Origin of the sequence: Extensimonas soli (genome assembly GCF_029211265.1) — a bacterium.
Classification (GTDB): Bacteria; Pseudomonadota; Gammaproteobacteria; order Burkholderiales; family Burkholderiaceae_C; genus Extensimonas; species Extensimonas soli.
Genome location: NZ_JARGEL010000024.1, coordinates 220,091 through 238,256 on the forward strand (window position 1 = coordinate 220,091; position 18,166 = coordinate 238,256).

An 18,166-nucleotide genomic window follows, 5' to 3' on the forward strand; every position below is an offset into this window, starting at 1 on the left:
AGACCGCAGTACCCATTCACGACAGGAGACTTTCCATGCACGCCTGGCTTTGCAGCAACCCCATTGGCGCCGACGCGCTCACCTGGAGCGAACTGCCCACTCCCACGCCCAAGGAGGGCGAGGTCCTGATAGAGATCAAGGCGGCGAGCCTGAATTTCCCCGACTTGCTGATCGTGCAGAACAAGTACCAGATCAAGCCGCCGCTGCCCTTCGTGCCAGGTTCGGAATTTTCCGGCGTGGTGCAGGCGCTCGGGCCGGGCGTCACGCAATTGCAGGTGGGCCAGCACGTGGTGTGCATGCCCGGGGTAGGCGGCTTTGCCACGCACGCCGTAGTGCCGGCCGCACAGTGTCTGCCGCTGCCGGCGGGTTTTTCGCACGTGGACGCGGCCGCTTTCGTGATGATTTATGCCACTTCGCACCATGCGCTCGTCGATCGCGCGCAGCTCAAGGCGGGTGAAACCGTGCTCGTGCTTGGTGCGGCGGGCGGCGTGGGCACGGCGGCCATACAGATCGCCAAGAACCTGGGAGCGCGCGTGATCGCGGCAGCATCCAACGACAGCAAGTGCGCCCTGTGCCGCTCCATAGGCGCCGACGAGACCATCAACTACAGCCAGCAAAACCTGCGCGAGGCCCTCAAAGCGCTCACGGGCGGCAAGGGCCCTGATGTGATTTACGACCCCGTGGGGGGCGATCTGGCTGAACCGGCCTTCCGCTCGATCGCCTGGCGCGGCCGTTATCTGGTCGTGGGCTTTGCCTCGGGCACCATCCCATCCCTGCCGCTCAACCTGGCCCTGCTGCGCGGCGCCTCCGTGGTCGGTGTGTCGCTCGGCGAATGCGCCAAACGCGAGCCGCAGGCGTACGCCAGGATGATGGCCGAGCTGATCGATGGGTATCTGCAGGGCAGGATCAAGCCCGTGATCGACCGCGCGCTGCCCATGGCCGAACTGCCGGCCGCGTATGCGCACATGGGCGCGCGCAGCGTGCAGGGCAAGCTGGTGCTGGTAAACGCCTGACCCCCTTCTTGCCTCCTCCAGCCTGCCGCCCCTGACACCTCCATTGCCGCACCCCATGGCCGAACGCCCCGCTTCCGAGATTGCCCGAGAAACGCTCAAGCAGCTGGCAGCGCGCCGCCTGCCGCCCACGCCGGACCACTACCGCGCGCTGTACGAGGAGATTTCCGGTGCGCGCACCCCTGCGCCTTTTCCAGAGGCCAACTTGCGCGGCATCCTGCGCGTTCTGCCGGCGCAGACGCCGGCGCAAAAACGTCTGCTCGATCAGTTCGAGCGTGCGGTGGCGCAAAAAGACTGGGCTTTGCTGCAAAACGTCATGGTGGGCTACGCCGGCCTGGGACTGTCGCCCGACGCCACCGCCGCGGCCGCGGGCGGCGCGCAGCCGGGCACGCCTGACATGGCCACCCTGCCCGAGGAACTGGCCGAACTGCTGGCCCGGCTGATTGAGACCACGCTGCCCGCGCTCGGCGAGGAAGACCTGCGCATCCACGACATGGCACAGCAGTTCGTCGCCTTTTTGCGCGCGCCGGCCCCTGCGCTGTCCACCGTGCAGCGGATGCTGGGCGATTTCAGCTACCGCCTGTCCTTCGCCACGGAGGAGCAGGCCGCCATCCGCGCACGCCTGCTCGAGTTGCTGCACATGGTGTTCGAGAACATCGCCGTGCTGAGCGCCGATGACCGTTGGCTGCAGGGCCAGGCCGAAGCGCTGCAATCCGCGGCCACGCCGCCGATCACGCTGCGCCGGCTCGACGGTGTGCAAAACCGCCTGAAGGACGTGATCATCAAACAGGCAGAAGCGCACGGGCGCAGCCTCGAGGCGCAGGAGCAGATGAAGGCCTTGCTGGCCAGCTTCATCGAGCGCCTGGCCAAGATGACCGCGGCCAGCGGCAGCTACCACGAGACCATGGAGCGCTGCGCGACGCAGATCGGCCAGGCCGCCACGCTCGAAGAAATCGCGCCCGTGCTGCAGGAGGCCATGCAGGCGACCCGCAACATGGCACTGGACAGCCGCCTGATGCACGCCGAACTGGAAGAGTTGCGCACCCGCACCGAGCAGCGCCAGGAAGAAATCGTGCGCCTGCAAGAGGAGCTCGAGCAAGTGAGCGCCCAGGCGCGCCACGACCCGCTCACCGGCGCGCTCAACCGCAAGGGCCTCGACGAAGCCATGGAGCGCGAAATCGCGCGCGCGCGCCGCATCGGTGCGCCGCTGTGCCTGGCGCTGCTGGACCTCGACAATTTCAAGGAGCTCAACGACCGCCTGGGCCACGTGAGCGGCGATGCCGCGCTGGTTCATCTGGCCGAGGTGGCGCGTGCGGTCATGCGCCCGCAGGACTTGCTGGCGCGCTACGGCGGTGAGGAATTCGTGCTGCTGCTGCCAGACACCGCGCTGGAAAGCGGCGTCACAGCCATGAAGCGCTTGCAGCGCGAGCTGTCCACGCGGCTTTTCCTGCAAGGCAGGGAGAAGGTGCTGATCACCTTCAGCGCAGGCGTGGTGCAATTGCAGGACACGGAAACCAGCACCGAGGCCCTGCTGCGCGCCGACGCCGCCATGTACCTGGCCAAGCGCGCGGGCAAAAATCGCGTCGTCGCAGCCTGAATTTCTGCATGCCGGCCTCCCTACCGAAGCCGGCGTGAAAGGAGCCACCCATGAACCTGCACCGTCGCACTTTTTTGCAGTCCGCGAGCCTGGCGGCAGTGGCCGCTACCCTGCCGCGCTGGGCCTGGAGCCGGGGCCCGGCGCTGCAGCACGACCCGTTTCGCCTGGGCGTGGCCAGCGGCGAGCCCACGGCCGACGGCGTGGTGCTGTGGACACGCATCCTGCCCGACCCCGCAGCGGCCCCCGATGCCTTGCAGGGGCCGCTCACCGTGCACTGGGAGCTCGCGCACGACGCAGCCTTCAGGCGCATCGTGCAGCGCGGGCAGGCGCAGGCCTGGCCGGCCCTCGGCCACAGTGTGCATGTGGAGCTGCGCGGACTGCAGGCCGATCGCTGGTACCACTACCGCTTCATGCTCGGCGACGCCGTGAGCGCCACGGGCCGCACGCGCACCACGCCCGCCGACGCGCAGCTGCCCGCAGCCCTGCGCCTGGCGTTTGCGTCCTGCCAGCGCTGGGAAGACGGGCACTACGCCGCCTGGCACCACCTGTGCGCCGACGCGCCCGACCTGGTGCTGTTCCTCGGCGACTACATCTATGAAAACGCCATCACCCCGGGCAGCACGGGGCTTGCCCGGGTGCACACGCTGCCGCCGGCGCGCACCCTGGACGACTACCGCGCACGCTACGCCCTGCACAAAAGCGACCCGGCGCTGCAGGCGGCGCACGCTGCCTGCCCCTGGGCCGTGGTGTGGGACGACCACGAAGTGCAAAACGACTACGCAGCCGACCGAGGCAGCCTGGATGCGTCCGCCTTCGTGGCGCAGCGCAACGCCGGCTGGCAGGCGTTCTACGAACACATGCCGCTGCGCGCCGCGAGCATGTTGAATGCGGAATTTTCTTCATTGCAGATCTACCGCCGCCTGCGCTGGGGCCGGCTTGCGCACCTGCACCTGCTCGACAACCGCCAGTACCGCCACTGGCAGGCCTGCCGCAAGCCGGGCACCCGCAGCGCGGGCGCCGTGCATCCCGCGGACTGCCCCGAGCTTGCCGACCCGCAGCGCAGCCTGCTGGGCACGGCGCAGGAGCACTGGCTGGACGCGGGGCTGGCCGCAGACGCGCAGCACAAAACCACGCAGTGGAGCGTGATCGCGCAGCAGACGCTGTTTTCGCCGCGCCGCTACCCCTCGGGCCTGCAGTCCACCGACAGCTGGGACGGCTATCCGGCGGCACGCGCGCGCCTGCTGCAATCGATCGCGCGCCATGCGCCGCGCAACACCGTGCTGCTGGGCGGCGACATCCACCAGAACTACGTGTGCCAGGTGCAGGAGGACGCGGTGCCCGGCACTGGCACCGCGCCGCGCGTGCTGGCCAGCGAGTTCTGCGGCACTTCGATCAGCTCGCGCAGCGGCACCACGCAGGCCCGGGTGGACGCGATCGCGCGCCACAACCCGCACGTGCTGTTCGCGCGCTGCGAGCAGCGCGGCTACGGCCTGGCCGACATCACCCCCGGGCGCTGGACGACCTCGCTGCGCGTGCTCGATGACGCGATGGACGCGGACAGCGGCATCAGCACCCAGGCACGCTTCGTGGTCGAAGATGGCCGGGCCGGGCCCGTGCTTGCCTGAAACTCAGTTTTTCATAGCTTCTCATGCAAGTGCTACGGTCACAAAAGGCCAAAATGACCTATTTTTTCTTGCGCCCTCTTCGCGCACGCCCACACCCCACGCCATGCTGCTAGAAACCCTGGAAACTGCACGCGATCTGGGACGCCTCAGCGAAATCCTGGGCGTGCTGGTGCGCCACGGCTTTGGCGACACGGTGCGCCGGCTCGGGCTGGTGGACACGCTCGAGCGCGCCGGCGCCCGGCTGCACTGGAATCCGCCCACGAACCTGGCGCGGCTCGAACCGCCCGTGCAGGTACGCCTGGCACTCGAAGAGCTGGGGCCGACCTTCGTCAAATTCGGGCAGATCCTCGCGGGCCGCGCCGACCTGTTCAGCCCGCCGTGGATCGCAGAGCTCGAAAAGCTGCACAGCAACGTGCCTGCGCTGCCGCTGGACGCGCTGCGCCCGCAGCTGCGCGCCGACCTCGGCGGCGAGCCCGAGGAAGTGTTCGCGCGTTTCGACCCCGAGCCGCTCGCCGCCGCGTCGATCGCGCAGGTGCACCGCGCGCTGCTGCGCGACGGTACCGAAGTCGTGGTCAAGATCCGCCGCCCCGGCATCGCCGAGGTCATCGAAGCCGACCTGCGCCTGCTGCAGCGCCTGGCCGCGCTCGCCGAAAGCGAATTGCCCAGCCTCAGGCCCTTCCGCCCGCAGGAGCTGGTGCGCGAGTTCGCGCGCTCGCTGCGGCAAGAGCTCGACCTCGCGGGCGAATGCCGCAACGCCGAGCGCATCGCGGCCAACCTTGCGGCGCGGCCCTACATCGTGATCCCGCGCGTGCACTGGCGCTACACCGGCGAGCGCATCAACGTGCAGGACTTCATCGCGGGCGTGCCCGGCAACGCGCTCGAACAGCTCACGCCCGAGGCCGGCTTCGACCGCAAGCTGCTCGCACGCCGCGGAGCGCTCACGGTGCTCAAAACGATCGTCGAGGACGGCCTATACCATGCCGACCCGCACCCCGGCAACGTGTTCTACCTGCCCGCCAACCGCATCGCCTTCATCGACTTCGGCATGGTCGGGCGGCTCTCGCAGCGCCGGCGCGACGAACTGCTGCACCTGCTGCTGGGCCTCGTGGAGCCACAGCCATCCACGGTGGCCGAAGTCCTGCTCGACTGGACGAGCAATGCGCACACGGTGAGCCTGGCGCAGCTCGAGACCGAGATCGAGGCTTTCGTCGATCAGTACCAGAACGTGCCGCTCGCGCAGCTGAGCCTCGCGCAGATGCTCACCGACGTCACCGCGATCCTGCGCACGCACCGGCTGGGCCTGCCCTCCGACCTGGCGCTGCTGATCAAGGCTTTCATCACGCTCGAAGGCATGGGCCGCGGCCTGGACCCCGACTTTCACATGGCGGCCGAGGCCGAGCCGCTGCTGCAACAGGTGGCGCGGGCCCGCTACACGCCGCGCGCCGTGGGCCGGCGTGCCTGGCAGGCGCTGCGCCGCAGCCTGGCCACGCTGGAGCACCTCCCCGACGACCTCACGCGGCTGCTGCGCAACGCGCGGCGCGGGCACGTGCAGGTGAACGTGGAGGTCGCGCACCTCAAGCGCGTGGGCGACCAGATCGACCGCTCGGCCAACCGCCTGGCCATGGCGCTGGTGATCGCCGCGCTGATCGTGGGTTCGTCCATCGTCATGACCGTGCAGGGCGGCCCCACGCTGTTCGGGCTGCCGGCCTTCGGCTTTTTGGGCTTCACGGCGGCCGTGGCCTGCGGCCTGTGGCTGGTGCGCGCGATCTGGCGCAGCAGCCACCGCGGCGAGGACGAGTGACCCCGCCACGCGTGAACTCGCCTGCTCAGCCACACGAGCCGGGCAGGCACGCGCATCCTCAGGGATAACACCGCCACCGCGCCACCTGTTGGGGGCGTACAGTGCTTCGTACAATGGCAGGTTTGTCAAATTTTGTTCGCCGATCCCTGTATCCATGGATCGATCGCGCGACTGGCACCTTACCAAGGAGACCGCATGCAGGCATTGCTCAAATTATCCAAAGCGATCGACTGGCTCAACGCCCAGGTCGGCAAATACGCCATCTGGCTGATCTTTGCCGCCACCCTCATCAGCGCGGGCAATGCGGTGGTGCGCAAGGTGTTCAACTACAGCTCCAACGCCTGGCTCGAGGTGCAGTGGTACCTGTTTGCCTGGTCGTTTCTGGTGGCTGCCGGCTACACGCTGCTGCAGCGCGAGCATGTGCGCATCGACGTGCTCAACAGCCGCCTGCCCAAAAAGGTGCAGGTGTGGATAGACATTCTGGGCTTCGCGTTGTTCCTCACGCCGCTGTGCATGGTGGCGCTGTACCTGAACATCCCGATGGTGATCGAGAAAATCCAGTCGGGCGAAATGTCGGCCAACGCCGGCGGCCTGGTGCGCTGGCCCGTGTGGCTCGCGCTGCCCGTGGGCTTTGCGCTACTGCTCTTGCAGGGCTGGTCGGAGCTGATCAAGCGCGTCGCCTACCTGCGCGGCCAGGGGCCGGACCCCATGGGGCGCCTGGGCGATAAATCGGCCGAAGAAGAGCTCGCCGAAGAACTGCTGCGCACCACCCAGAACAAAGACACCGCGCCCGCTGCCGGCGGCGCTCGCTGAACCCCGGCAGGAGCCACCACCATGGAATTGTTGACCGCCAACTTCGCCCCCTTCATGTTTGCGGGGCTGATTCTCTTTTTGCTGCTGGGCTTTCCCGTGGCCTTCAGCCTTGGGGCCTGCGGCCTGTTTTTCGGCCTGATCGGTATCGAGCTCGGGGTGTTCCCGGCTTCCATCGTCGCCTGGCTGCCGCAGCGCCTGATCGGCATCATGGCCAACGATACGCTGCTGGCCGTGCCCTTTTTCACGTTCATGGGCCTGATTCTGGAGCGCAGCGGCATGGCCGAGGACCTGCTCGACACGGTGGGGCAGGTGTTCGGCCCGATCCGCGGCGGGCTCGCGTTGGCCGTGATCTTCGTGGGCGCACTGCTCGCGGCCACCACGGGTGTGGTCGCCGCGTCGGTCATCTCCATGGGCCTGATCTCGCTGCCCATCATGCTGCGCTACGGCTACAACCGCCCGGTCTCGGCGGGCGTGATCGCGGCCTCGGGCACGCTCGCGCAGATCATCCCGCCGTCGCTGGTGCTGATCATCATGGCCGACCAGCTGGGCCGCAGCGTGGGCGACATGTACAAAGGCGCCTTCCTGCCGGCCTTCATCCTCGTAGGCATGTACGTGCTGTTCGTGGTGGCGCTGGCCATCTTCCGCCCCGCGCTGGTGCCCGCGCTGCCGCCCGAGGCGCGCACCTACCGCGAGCCCAACGGCAGCAGCGGCTACCCCTCGCTGTTCGTGGTGCTGGCCATTTCCGCCGTGGTGGCGGGGGCCATGGCGCACTACATGCCCCAACTGCACACCTGGTGGCAGGGCGAAGCGGTCGATGTCGTGCCCACCGACGAAAAAGTCGTGGTCGCGATGTGCGGCGGCGTGTTCGTGGCCTGGCTGATCGCGGTAGCCAACCACCTGCTCAAGCTCGGCCTGCTGTCACGCCTGGCCGAGCGCGTGACTTTCGTGCTGATTCCGCCGCTGCTGCTGATTTTCCTCGTGCTGGGCACCATTTTTCTGGGCGTGGCCACGCCGACCGAAGGCGGCGCCATGGGCGCGGTGGGCGCGCTGATCATGGCCGCCCTGCGCAGGCGCATGAGCTGGTCTTTGCTCAAGCAGGGGCTGGCATCGACCACCAAGCTCGCTTCATTCGTGATGTTCATCCTGATCGGCTCCACCGTGTTCAGCATGGTGTTCCAGGCGGCCGACGGGCACAAATGGGTGGAAGAACTGCTGCGCAACCTTCCCGGCGGGCAGGTGGGCTTTCTGATCTTTGCGAACCTCGTGGTGTTTTTCCTCGCGTTCTTCCTCGATTATTTCGAGCTCTCTTTCATCGTCGTGCCGCTGCTGGGGCCGGTGGCGGACAAGCTGGGCATAGACCTGATCTGGTTTGGCGTGCTGCTCGCGGTGAACATGCAGACCTCGTTCATGCACCCGCCCTTCGGCTTTGCGCTCTTTTTCCTGCGCTCGGTGGCGCCCGAAAAGCCCTATATCGACAAGGCCACCGGCAAACGCATGGAGCCCGTGACCACCATGCAGATTTACAAGGGCGCGATACCCTTCGTGCTGATGCAGCTGGTCATCGTGGGCGTGCTGATCGCCTTCCCGGGCCTTGTGACGGGCAGCCTGGACGCGCAGGTCAAGGTCGATATGGACGCCGTGGGTGCCGAGATGCGCGACAGCCTGGAAGGCAGCAGCGGCTACGGCACGGGCGACGACGCCGCGACCACGCCTGATGCAAATGCCGCCAGCCAGGGCACGCAGGAGCCCGATGCTGCGAGCCCCAGCGAGCCCACCCCCCCCGGTGCACAGGGCTATGGCGCAGAAAGCGACGACCCGATGAAGGCCTTGAACGATGCGCTGAAAAAGAAATAGCGCCGACTATTTCGACCCACAAAAAAGCCGCGACATGTCGCGGCTTTTTTGTGCAGCGCTTGGGATGCGAATATCCCAAGCGCTGTTTCCAGACACCTCAGATTTTGACGGTGTTCATGTATTGGTTGTACGGGAACTCCGAGAAGCGGTTCCACAAAATCTGGTCGCGCTGGAAAGCTCGCATGTCATCGTAGATTTTCTTGAACTCGGGCGACTTGGCACGATGCTCCTCATAAACCTCCATGGAAGCCTTGAAGCCCGCGTCCATGACCGGCTTGGGAAACATCTTGAGCTTGGTGCCGCTGGCCACCAGGCGCTTGAGCGCCTGCGGGTTCAGGGCGCCGTACTTGGCGGTCATGTCCGCCGCCGCGACCGCGCCGGCCGCCTTGACGATGGCCTTGTTTTCAGCCGAGAGCTTTTCGAAGGCCTTGTTGTTGATGAAGAACTCCAGGTCGGCGCCGCCCTCCCACCAGCCGGGGTAGTAGTAAAAAGGCGCGACCTTGTTGAAACCCAGCTTTTCATCGTCGTAGGGGCCGACGAACTCGGTCGCGTCGAGGGTGCCCTTTTCGAGCGCCTGGTACACGTCGCCCGCAGGCATGCTTTGCGACACCACGCCCAGCTTGGCCATGGCCTCGCCGAAGATGCCGCCGCCCAGGCGCATCTTGAGCCCCTTGAGGTCGGCCGGCGTCTTGATTTCCTTGCGGTACCAGCCGCCCATCTGCGTGGTGGTGTTGCCCGCGCTCATGGTGCGGAAGTTGTATTTGGCAAAGAAGGCGTCGAGCAGCTTGCGACCGTTGCCGTGGTCTTTCCAGGCGCTCATCTGCAGCGTGGTCAGGCCAAAGGGCACGGCGCAGCTCATCGAGAAGATGGGGTCCTTGCCGGCGAAATAGTACGCCGCCGTCTGCGCCATTTCGATCGTGTCCTTTTCGAGCGCATCGACCACGCCGAACGCCGGCATCAGCTCGCCCGCCGGGTGCACGGAGACCTCGAACTTGCCGCCCGAGAGTTCCTTGACGGTTTGCGAAAACTTCTCGGCGCTGCCGAAGATGGTGTCGAGCGACTTCGGGAAGCTCGACGCCATGCGCCAGCGCACTGCCGCCTGGGCGTGCACTGCAGGGGCTGCGCCTGCAGCCAGCACGCCGGCGATGCCGGCATTTTTGATCAAGGAACGACGATCCATAAGGTTTCTCCTGAATAAAAACATAGGCTGGACGCACCGCGCTCCAGCCCCCGAAGCAGACATTGTAAAAATCTGCAGCCCTTCTGCCCTACGGGAAAACCCCTGTTTTTACCCCGAAGCGGCGGGCAATGCATTGCCCGCTTACACCGTCGCCGCAGGCAGCTCAAAGCGCGCGCGCACGCTGCGCTCCATGCCTGCCGCATCCAGCCCTTGCAGCGCAAGCAGCTTGACCGGGTCGCCGTGCTCGATGAAGCGGTCGGGCAGGCCCAGCTGCAACACGGGCCGCAGCAGGCCTGCAGCGTTCAGCGCCTCGGTCACGGCGCTGCCCGCGCCGCCCGTGATGGCACCTTCTTCCACGGTCACGAGGGCGTCGTGGCTGGCGGCGACTTCGAGCAGCAGCTCTTCGTCGAGCGGCTTGGCCCAGCGCATGTTGACCACCGTGGCGTCGAGCGCCTCGGCGGCCTGCAGCGCGGGGTACAGCAGCGTGCCGAACGCGAGGATCGCGATGCGCGGCGCGGTCTCGGGCGCCTCGCCCGCGTGGCCGCGGCGCAGGCGGCGGATTTCCCCTTTGCCGAAGGGCAGCCCCTCAAGTTCGGGCAGTGGCGCCACCCCCACGCCCGCGCCGCGCGGGTAGCGCACGGCCACGGGGCGGTTTTGCGCATACGCGGTGCTCAGAAGCTGGCGGCACTCGCGCTCGTCGGCCGGGCAGGCCAGCGCCATGTTGGGGATACAGCGGATGAAGGCGATGTCGTACGCGCCCGCATGCGTGGGGCCGTCGGCGCCGACCAGGCCCGCGCGGTCGAGCGCGAACACCACGGGCAGGTTTTGCAGCGCCACGTCGTGGATCATCTGGTCGTAGGCGCGCTGCAGGAAGGTGGAATAGATCGCGACCACGGGCTTGAGCCCTTCGCAGGCCAGGCCCGCGGCGAAGGTCACGGCGTGCTGTTCGGCAATGCCCACGTCGAAATAACGCGCGGGAAAGCGCTGCTCGAATTCGACCATGCCCGAGCCCTCGCGCATCGCGGGCGTGATGCCCACGAGACGCTCGTCCTGCGCCGCCATGTCGCACAGCCACTGGCCGAACACCTGCGTGAAGGTCTGGCGCGGCGCCACGGCGGGCGGCACCAGACCCACGGCGGGGTCGAACTTGCCCGGGCCGTGGTAGGCCACGGGGTCGGCCTCGGCGAGCTTGTAGCCCTGGCCCTTCTTGGTCACCACGTGCAAAAACTGCGGGCCTTTGAGCTCCTTGATGTTCTCCAGCGTGGGGAGGAGCGAATCGAGGTCGTGGCCGTCGATCGGGCCGATGTAGTTGAAGCCGAATTTTTCGAACAGCGTGGCCGGCACCACCATGCCCTTGGCCTGCTGCTCGAAACGTTTGGCGAGCTCGAGCAGCGGTGGCACGGGGCGCAGCACGGTTTTGCCGACGCTTTTTGCCGCGGAGTAGATATGCCCGCTCATGAGCTGCGCGAGGTAGCGGTTCAGCGCGCCTACGGGCGGGCTGATGCTCATGTCGTTGTCGTTGAGGATGACGAGCAGGTCGGCCTCGGCCACGCCCGCGTTGTTCAGCGCCTCGAAAGCCATGCCCGCGGTCATGGCGCCGTCGCCGATCACGGCCACGCAGTGGCGCTGCTCGCCCTCGAGCTTGGCCGCGACCGCCATGCCCAGCGCCGCCGAGATGCTGGTGCTCGAGTGCGCGGTGCCGAAGGCGTCGTAGGGGCTTTCGCTGCGCAGCGGAAAGCCCGAGATGCCGCCGAGCTGGCGCAGCGTGGCCATGCGCTCGCGCCGGCCTGTAAGGATTTTGTGTGGGTAGGTCTGGTGCCCCACGTCCCACACCAGGCGGTCGTGCGGCGTGTTGAAGACATAGTGCAGCGCGACGGTCAGCTCCACCGTGCCGAGGTTGGAGCTCAGATGCCCGCCGGTCTTGGAGACGCTGTCGAGCACGAAGGCGCGCAGCTCGGCAGCCAGGCGCTTGAGCTCCGCGCGCGGCAGGCGGCGCAGGTCTGCCGGGTCGTTGATGGTCTGCAGCAAAGCGTAAGGTGACTGGGACATAGACTACTTTTTCAATAGCTGCTTGCGCTTGTGGGATGGGCGCTAGAGCCCGATTTTGTACGAATATTCAAGGGGCTGCCATGGTGCCTGTGCATTCAGTGGGAGCGGCATACCACCATGTCGGCGAGCGCGGCGAGGGCGCGGGTGTCGGGCAGGCCGCTCGCGGCGAGCGCAGCATGCGCCTCGGCCCATAACTGCTGCGCCTGCGCGCGTGCGCCTTCGAGGCCAAGCAGCGAAACGTAAGTTGGCTTGCCGTGCGCGGCGTCCTTGCCGGCGGTCTTGCCCAGCGTGGCCGAGTCGGCGGTCACGTCCAGAATGTCATCGACCACCTGGAAAGCCAGACCCAGCGCAGCGCCGTAGCGCGCGAGCGCGGCCCCCGCGGGCGCCTGCAAAGCCATCGCAGCGGCCGCGCCCATGCGCACACTGGCCTGCAAGAGCGCACCGGTCTTGAGCTCGTGCATGCGGCGTAGCTGCGCAAGGTCGAGCGTGCGTCCCACGCTCGCGAGGTCTATGGCCTGCCCGCCCGCCATGCCTGCAGAGCCCGCAGCGCGTGCGAGCAGGCGGCACAGCGCGGCTTGGACTTCGGCCAGAGCAGGCGCGTCGTCGGGCGTGAGCAGCTCGAAGGCAAATGCCTGCAGCGCGTCGCCCGCGAGCAGCGCCAGCGCCTCGCCGTATTGCACGTGCACCGTGGGCTTGCCGCGGCGCAGCACGTCGTCGTCCATGCAGGGCATGTCGTCGTGCACGAGCGAATAGGCGTGGATCAGCTCCACCGCGCAGGCCGCACGCAGCGCCATGTCTTCGAGCGCGCACTGCGTCACGGCGTCTTGGGGGGCTGCGCCGCTGCGCACGGCCTCGAAGGCCGCGCGCACGAGCAATGCACGCAGGCGCTTGCCACCGCCGAGCACGGCGTAGCGCATGGCTTCCGCGAGGTCGCCCGGCGCGTCCACGCCCACCCACTGCGACAGCGCCCGCTCCACGCGCGCGAGCTCGGCGCGGCTCCAGGCGTCGAGCGCAAATTCCGAGATGCTGGCGTCCTGCACGCGACTCATTCCTGTGTCCAGGGCTGCAGCTGGCCGCCGTCGAACACCTTGATCTGCTCCTGCACGGCTTCGAGCCGTTCGCGGCAAAAGGCCAGCAGCGCAGCACCGCGCTGGTACGCCGCGAGCATGTCGTCGAGCGGCAGCTGCCCCGATTCGATGCGCGCCACGAGCTGTTCGAGCTCCGCGAGCGCGGCTTCGTAGCTCACCGGCATGGCATCGGAAGAAGAAGCGGAAACGGGGGTGGGGGCCTGCGGCATGGGCAAAAGGGGCTGGGCGTGGGACGGAAATGGCAATTCTAGACCGCCGCCTAATGAGGGAATTTCGCGAGGACATTGCGCTGCAAACTCCAACGCCCTTCACTTCTACCCCACCCCGCAAACCTGCCCGCCCGCATCGTTGTGCGCGAGCTCGCGCAGGTCCTTGGCTTGCGCCACTTCGAGGTCGCGCGGCAGGGTGACGCCGTTTTTCACGGCCAGGATTTCGGCCATCACGCTCACGGCGATCTCGGGCGGCGTCTTGCTGCCGATGTAGATGCCGATCGGGCCGCGCAGGCGGCGCAGGCTCTCTTCGGTCTGGCCGAAGTGCTCGATCAGGCGCGCGCGGCGTGCGGCGTTGTTGCGGCGCGAACCTATGCCGCCGATGTAGAAAGCCTCGGTCTGCAGCGCCTCGATGAGCGCGAGGTCGTCGAGCTTGGGGTCGTGCGTGAGCGCGACCACGCAGCTGCGCCGGTCGGGCTTGAAGGCCTGCACCACATCGTCGGGCATGTCGGTCACAAGGGTGGCGCCGGGCACCTGGAAGGCGCTGCGGTATTCCTCGCGCGGGTCGCAGACCGTGACGGCAAAGCCGCTGAACAGCGCCATGGTGGCGAGGTATTCGGCGAGCTGGCCCGCGCCGATCAAGAGCATGCGGTAGCCGGGGCCGAAGGTGTTGCTGAGCTGCTGCGCGTCCAGCGCCAGCGCGGCAGGCGCGGCGGCGGGCGTGAGCGTGACCGCGCCGTCGGCCAGGCGCACGCTGCGCTGCATCAGCCGGCCTGCGTCGAGCGCGGCGATCAGCTCGCCCAGCGGCTCGGACGCGGGGTCGTATTCGAGCAGCAGCTCCAGCGTGCCGCCGCAGGGCAGGCCGAAGCGGTGCGCCTCGTCGGCGCTGATGCCGTATTTGACGAACTCGGGCGCGCCGGGCGCGATCTGGTGCGGGTCTGGGTCGGGTTGTGACGCGGGCTCCTGCGTCGCCTGGGGCCGCTGATAGCGGCTCGTGTAGCGCGCGATGAGGTCGTCTTCGATGCAGCCGCCCGAGACCGAGCCGACCACGGCGCCGTCTTCGCACAGTGCCATGATCGAGCCCACGGGCCGCGGTGACGAGCCCCAGGTACGCACCACCGTGGCCAGCAGCGCATGCCGGCCCGCCGCGCGCCAGCCGTGCAGGCTGCGCAGCACCACGAGATCGAGGTTTTCCATCGTTCGCTCCTTCACTCACGCATTTGTGCACCAAGCCATCGATCAAAACGGCTTATTTGGTGAACCACCACGCGAGCAACAGCACTACCACGGCGCCGCCCACGACCCACACCCAGGCCGGGATGCCGCCCGCGGCCGGTGCCGGCGCTGGTGCGGGCGCGGCAGCAGCCACCGCAGGCGCAGGGTAGCGGCGCTGCAGCTCTTCCTCGAAGCGCTGGAAAAAGTCTTCGGCCATGGACTTGGCCGCGCCGTCGATCAGGCGCTGGCCGAGCTGTGCGATCTTGCCGCCCACGGTGGCGTGCACGGTGTAGCGCAGCTCGCAGCGCGGCCGCCCGGACTCGTCGGGTGGCAACTCGGCCAGTTGCACCTGCGCCGTGCCCTTGCCGAAGCCCGCCACGCCGCCCGAGCCATCGAAAGCGAGCGTGTAGCTCTGCGGCGCGACGATGTCCGCGAGCTTGATCTTGCCCGCGAACTTGGCCGACACCGGGCCGATCTTGAGCGCCTGCGCGACGCTGAACTGGTTCTCGCCCGTGGCTTCGATTTTTTCGCAGCCGGGGATGCACAGCTTGAGCACCTCGGGGTCGTTGAGCGCATCCCAAGCCTGTTGCTGGCTCACGGCGAGGGTGCGGCTGGCTTGCATTTCCATGGTTTTTTCCTCTGTTGCAAGAAGTTTGAATGATCGGCGATGCCGTGAGGCTATGCCCGCAGCAGGCGCGCGAGGCTCGCGGCGAGCTGCTGCAGGTGTTCGAGGTTGTGCACGGCGAGCATGGCGTGCGCCTGGCGGTGCAGCACTGCGGCGCCGCGCGCGCTGGGGGTGTAGTCGGCAAAACGCAGCAACGGATTGAGCCAGAGCAGGCGCGCGCTGTGGCGCCGCAGCCAGGCCAGCTCTTGCTCGAGCAGCGCGGGCGCGCCGGTGTCCAGGCCGTCGCTGATGAGCAGCACCAGCGTGCGCCGCCCCACGAGGCGGCGCGCGTGCCGCGTGCGCAGCTGCGCGAGGCTCGCGCCCATGCGCGTGCCGCCTGCAAAGTCGGTGATCGCGCGGCCCGCCGCGGCGAGCATGGCGTCGGTGTCGGCCTGGCGGAACGCGGGCGTGAGGTCGGTCAGGTCGGTGCCGAAGGCGAATACGTCGCGGCGCAGGGTGCCTTGTACGCCGCTGGGCGCGGTGGCCGCATGCAAAAAGGCGAGCAGCAGGCGCGCGTAGCGCTCCATCGAGCCCGACACGTCGACGAGCACCAGCAGCGGCAGGGATCGCGTCTGGCGCGCCAGACGCGGCAGCTGCACGATTTCGCCGCCGTGGCGCGTGGCGCGGCGCAGCGCGCCGGGCCAGTGCAGGCGCGCGCCACGCAGGCCCGGGCGCGTGCGCCGCGCGGCGTACTGCGGCAGCGGTAGCGCGATCTCGCGCGCGAGGCGCTCCACGAGCCGGTATTCACTCGCCGAGAGCTGCGCAAAGTCAGCCTGGCGCAGGCGCTGCAGTGCGCTCGGGGTCAGCGCGGCGTCGAGCTCGAACTTGTCGTCTGCGGGCGGCGGAGCCTGGCGTGCGGACTGCAAGGGCGCGAGCGCCTCGGCCACGCGCGGGCGGCGCGGCGGCGCGGGCGTCGGGGTGGGGCCGCGCGGCAGCATTTGCGCGAGCAGTTTCTGCGCGACTTCGGGGTTGCGGAAATAGACGTCGAACAGCTCGCGAAACACCGCGATGTCTTCGGCGCGGCCCACGAACACGGCCTCGAGTGCGGCGCGAAAATCTGCGCGCTCCAGCCCCACGAGCAGCAGCGCCTGCTGCGCCAAGGCCATGCGCGCAGCATCGACGCGCACACCGGCGCGGCGCAGCGCGCGGCCAAAGCCGCTCAAGTTTTCCGCGAGCTTGCCCCGGCGCGCGTCGCCGAGCTGAGAGACCGGGGCTGCGGCTGCCACCTCCGTACTTCCCATTCAAGCCGCGGGCTGCAGCAGTGCGGCGGCCATGTCCTGCGTGAGCGCGGCCACGTCCTCGCGCTGCTTGAAGAGCACGCCCGCGGTGTCGCGCACGACTTCGGGGTCAACCACCAGCGTGTCGAGCGCGACGAGCGCCTTGGCCCATTCGACGCTCTCGGCAATGCCCGGCACGCGCTGGAAGGCATCGGCAAAAGGCGGGCTGCGCAGCCGCGCCACGAAGTCGGCCACCTGCACCGCGAGCGCCGCGCTCGCGCCGGGCACCTGCGCGCGCACGATGGCGAGCTCGCGCTCGCGCTCGGGATAGTCGAGCCAGAGGTACAGGCAGCGGCGCTTGACCGCGTCGTGCAGGTCGCGCGTGCGGTTGCTCGTGAGGATGGTCACGGGCGTGGCGGCGGCGCGGATGGTGCCGAGCTCGGGGATGCTGACCTGGTACTCGCCGAGGTATTCGAGCAAGAAGGCCTCGAAGGGCTCGTCGGCGCGATCGACCTCGTCGATCAGCAGCACCGCGCCGGGCGCGGGCGCCTGCAGCGCCTGCAGCAGCGGGCGGCGGATGAGGTAGCGCTCCTGATAGACCTCGCGCTCGAGCTGCGCGGTGTCGGCACCGCCGCGGCCCTCGGCGGCGCGCATGTGCAGAAGCTGCGCGGCGTAGTTCCACTCGTACAGCGCCTCGCGCTGCTCGAGGCCGTCGTAGCACTGCAGGCGGATCAGGCTGCGCTGGAGCACGCGCGCGAGCGCCTGCGCAAGCGCCGTCTTGCCCACGCCGGGCTCGCCTTCGAGCAGCAGCGGACGCTGCAGCCGCAGCGCCAGAAACACCGCGGTTGCCAGGCGCCGGTCGGCGAAATAGCCCTCGGCTTGCAGGGCGTGCAGCAGCGCATCGACGCTGAGGGGCTGCGGTAGCGGAGTGGGTGCTTGCATTGCTTATGTTTCGATAGCTACTGGCGCTTGTCACATCTGCGCAAAACGCCGATTTTGCTTAAATTTCGAGGACTCTGCAGCGCCCACCCCGGCGCATGCAAACGCTCACCCCAGCATCTGCGCCACGGCGCGCTGCGTCAGCACGCTGATGAGCTGGGCGCGGTAGGCGGCGCTCGCGTGGATGTCGGCGTTGAGCTCGCTGGCGTCGATTTTGACCGCGGCGGCGGACTCGGGCGTGAAGCGCTGGTTCAGCGCCGCCTCCAGCCCGGCGTGGCGGAACACGCAGCCGGCCGCGCCCGTGACGGCCACGCGCACGCCACCCGCAGTCTGCGCCGCAAACACGCCCACGAGCGAAAAGCGCGAGGCCGGCTGCTTGAACTTGAGGTAGGCCGCGCGCTGCGGAATGGGGAAGCGGATCGCGGTGATGAGCTCGCCCTCTTCGAGCGCGGTGGCGTACATGCCGAGAAAGAAGTCGTCCGCGGCGATCTCGCGCCGGTTCGTGATCACGGTGGCGCCCAGGCCCAGCACGGCGCTCGGGTAGCAGGCGGCGGGGTCGTTGTTGGCCACCGAGCCGCCCAGCGTGCCGCGTGCGCGCACCTGGCGGTCGCCGATGTGCGCGGCAAGGTGCGCCAGCGCGGGGATGGCCGACTGCACCTCGGCGTTCGCGGCCACGTCCATGTGGCGCGTCATGGCGCCTATGCGCAGCGCCTGGCCCTCGCGGCGGATGCCGGCGAGTTCGGCGATGCCGTTGAGGTCGACGATGCGCTCCGGGTTGGCCAGGCGCAGGCGCATCGAGGGCAGCAGGCTCTGCCCGCCGGCGATGGGCTTGCCGCCGGCCGCGGCCAGGCTGGCTGCTTCGGCCACGCTGGCGGGGGTTTCGTAGGTGAAGGCGTACATGCGGG

At 68.3% G+C, this 18,166-nt stretch carries 15 protein-coding genes; 6 read left to right on the forward strand and 9 right to left on the reverse strand.

Annotated elements, in window-relative coordinates; genetic code table 11:
- The first annotated feature begins 35 nt into the window (after positions 1-35).
- The 6 genes from PYV55_RS11800 to PYV55_RS11825 all read left to right on the forward strand — a co-directional run bounded on the left by PYV55_RS11800 (position 36) and on the right by PYV55_RS11825 (position 8,700).
- On the forward strand, positions 36-1,013 hold the full coding sequence (locus PYV55_RS11800) for an NADPH:quinone oxidoreductase family protein (protein WP_275851376.1): 978 nt from the start codon (positions 36-38) through the stop codon (positions 1,011-1,013).
- A gap of 55 nt (positions 1,014-1,068) precedes the next feature.
- A complete protein-coding gene (locus tag PYV55_RS11805; protein ID WP_275851378.1) occupies positions 1,069-2,607 on the forward strand; it encodes a GGDEF domain-containing protein in 1,539 nt (512 codons plus the stop codon).
- A 50-nt stretch (positions 2,608-2,657) separates the two neighbouring features.
- Entirely contained in the window at positions 2,658-4,232 is a 1,575-nt protein-coding gene (locus tag PYV55_RS11810) for an alkaline phosphatase D family protein (RefSeq protein ID WP_275851380.1), read from the forward strand.
- A 103-nt stretch (positions 4,233-4,335) separates the two neighbouring features.
- Positions 4,336-6,033: an ABC1 kinase family protein gene (locus PYV55_RS11815; RefSeq protein WP_275851382.1), complete on the forward strand. Its 1,698-nt coding sequence runs from the start codon at positions 4,336-4,338 to the stop codon at positions 6,031-6,033.
- A 195-nt stretch (positions 6,034-6,228) separates the two neighbouring features.
- Positions 6,229-6,846, forward strand: coding sequence for a TRAP transporter small permease subunit (locus PYV55_RS11820; protein ID WP_275851384.1), 618 nt, complete (start codon positions 6,229-6,231; stop codon positions 6,844-6,846).
- A 21-nt stretch (positions 6,847-6,867) separates the two neighbouring features.
- Complete coding sequence (locus tag PYV55_RS11825; protein WP_275851387.1) at positions 6,868-8,700, forward strand: TRAP transporter large permease; 1,833 nt, start codon at positions 6,868-6,870, stop codon at positions 8,698-8,700.
- A 97-nt stretch (positions 8,701-8,797) separates the two neighbouring features.
- Here the strand turns inward: PYV55_RS11825 and PYV55_RS11830 are convergent, their stop codons facing one another.
- The 9 genes from PYV55_RS11830 to PYV55_RS11870 all read right to left on the reverse strand — a co-directional run bounded on the left by PYV55_RS11830 (position 8,798) and on the right by PYV55_RS11870 (position 18,161).
- Entirely contained in the window at positions 8,798-9,880 is a 1,083-nt protein-coding gene (locus PYV55_RS11830; RefSeq protein WP_275851389.1) for a TRAP transporter substrate-binding protein, read from the reverse strand.
- Between the two features lie 141 nt (positions 9,881-10,021).
- A complete protein-coding gene (gene dxs / locus PYV55_RS11835; RefSeq protein ID WP_275851391.1) occupies positions 10,022-11,929 on the reverse strand; it encodes a 1-deoxy-D-xylulose-5-phosphate synthase in 1,908 nt (635 codons plus the stop codon).
- Between the two features lie 95 nt (positions 11,930-12,024).
- A complete protein-coding gene (locus PYV55_RS11840) occupies positions 12,025-12,978 on the reverse strand; it encodes a polyprenyl synthetase family protein (RefSeq protein WP_275851394.1) in 954 nt (317 codons plus the stop codon).
- Positions 12,975-13,226 (reverse strand): exodeoxyribonuclease VII small subunit, encoded by a 252-nt coding sequence (locus tag PYV55_RS11845; RefSeq protein WP_275851398.1) that lies wholly within the window; start codon positions 13,224-13,226, stop codon positions 12,975-12,977. Before PYV55_RS11845 ends, PYV55_RS11840 begins: the two co-directional genes overlap by 4 nt.
- Positions 13,227-13,331: 105 nt before the next feature.
- Positions 13,332-14,423 carry an XdhC family protein gene (locus PYV55_RS11850; RefSeq protein ID WP_275851401.1) on the reverse strand — a complete coding sequence of 364 codons (1,092 nt, stop codon included), beginning with the start codon at positions 14,421-14,423 and terminating at the stop codon, positions 13,332-13,334.
- Positions 14,424-14,475: 52 nt separating this feature from the next.
- A complete protein-coding gene (locus PYV55_RS11855; protein ID WP_275851404.1) occupies positions 14,476-15,069 on the reverse strand; it encodes an SRPBCC family protein in 594 nt (197 codons plus the stop codon).
- Positions 15,070-15,119: 50 nt separating this feature from the next.
- Entirely contained in the window at positions 15,120-16,346 is a 1,227-nt protein-coding gene (locus PYV55_RS11860) for a vWA domain-containing protein (RefSeq protein WP_275851406.1), read from the reverse strand.
- The gene (locus PYV55_RS11865; protein WP_275851407.1) at positions 16,347-17,264 is read right to left on the reverse strand and encodes an AAA family ATPase; all 918 of its coding nucleotides are present in this window, start codon (positions 17,262-17,264) and stop codon (positions 16,347-16,349) included.
- Positions 17,265-17,369: 105 nt separating this feature from the next.
- Entirely contained in the window at positions 17,370-18,161 is a 792-nt protein-coding gene (locus PYV55_RS11870) for an FAD binding domain-containing protein (protein WP_275851409.1), read from the reverse strand.
- Positions 18,162-18,166 lie beyond the last annotated feature (5 nt).